The organism is Planomonospora algeriensis (assembly GCF_977012225.1).
This window is the reverse complement of sequence record NZ_CDRNDK010000891.1, coordinates 1-1,205: the sequence shown is the minus strand read 5'-3', so window position 1 is coordinate 1,205 and position 1,205 is coordinate 1. Positions and strand designations below refer to the sequence as shown.

1 protein-coding gene and 1 pseudogene are annotated in these 1,205 nt (G+C 75.8%); both read right to left on the bottom strand.

From position 1 onward, the window contains the following. On the bottom strand, positions 1–564 hold a 564-nt coding region (locus ACWJ6R_RS36690), incomplete at its 3' end, for a glycosyltransferase (protein WP_449066601.1). A 326-nt stretch (positions 565–890) separates the two neighbouring features. Then, positions 891–1,127, bottom strand: a pseudogene (locus ACWJ6R_RS36685) (glycosyltransferase); the annotation flags it as partial. Positions 1,128–1,205 lie beyond the last annotated feature (78 nt).

The following is a 1,205-nucleotide window of genomic DNA, read 5'->3' as shown; positions in this document are numbered from 1 at the left end:
CGTCTCCGGCCGCAGGGCGCGGTCCAGCGCCTCGGCCAGCGAGGCGGCGGTCGGCGCGCCGGGCGCGTGCGCGGCCCCGATCCCGAGGTCGTCGATCCGCCGCGCCCAGTAGTGCTGGTCGAACTGCTGGGGGATGACGACCTGGGGTGTCCCGGCCCGTGCGGCCGCGGTGGTGGTGCCCGCGCCGCCGTGGTGCACGGCGGCGGCGACCCGCGGGAAGAGCGCCTGCTGGTTGACCTCCTCGACGGCCAGGCAGTCGGGCCCGTCGTCCGGAGGTTCCAGGCCGGCCCATCCGCGCAGCAGGATCGCGCGGCGGCCGGCCGCGCGGGCCGCCTGGATCATGTTCCGGCTGAGGTCCCGCGGAGCGCGGACGCTGCCGAAACCGAAGTAGACGGGTGGCTCGCCGGCGTCGAGGAACGCCTCCAGTTCCGCGGGGAGCGGCCGCTCGTCCGGCAGGAGCCAGGCGCCCGTCTGGACCACGGCCGGATCCCCGGGCTCGGGCCAGGGTCCCAAGACCGGGTCGGCGGCCAGCCAGGGCCGGTCGGTGAACAGGTGGCTTCGCACGTCGCCGACCGGAGCCAGGCCGGCCGATGCCCGTACCGCGTCCAGCGCGGCGCCGAAGAGGCCGTTCCAGCGGCGGGCGTCCTCGTCCCAGAGTGTGCGGTTGTCCGCCGTGCCGCCGGTCGGCGGGTCCGCCGCATCGGCAGCGGGGGCGGGGCATGGTGCGGGGAGGGCAGCGCGATCGGGCAGTAACCGGCGAAGACGTAGCCGATCCCCATCCGTTCGGCCACCGAGCGGGCGGCCAGTACCAGGTAGCCGCCCGCCACGATGACGTCGCAGCCCTCGGCGGCGGCCGGCAGCGTCGCGAACTGGGCGGCGATCGTGCCCTCCGCCATCCGGCGCCGCTGCTCGGGGGAGGGCGGGGGCGCCGCCGGGTCGGCTCCGGCCGTCGGGCGCAGTTCTGGACCCAGCGGTGCGAACGGGATGCCGAAGCCTTCGATCCAGTGGCCGAAGTCGGGTGGCGCGCACACGCGGACCTCCTCGCCGAGGGCCCTGAGCCGTACCGCCAGCGCCACCACCGGCTGGACATCGCCGCGCGACCCTATAACCGACAGTAGAACACGCATGGAGAACTCCCTCTTCACGCAAAAGGTCCCGGTCACGGCCGGTCGGTGCCGGATGCGGCGTGAAGCCCGCCCGCCCGC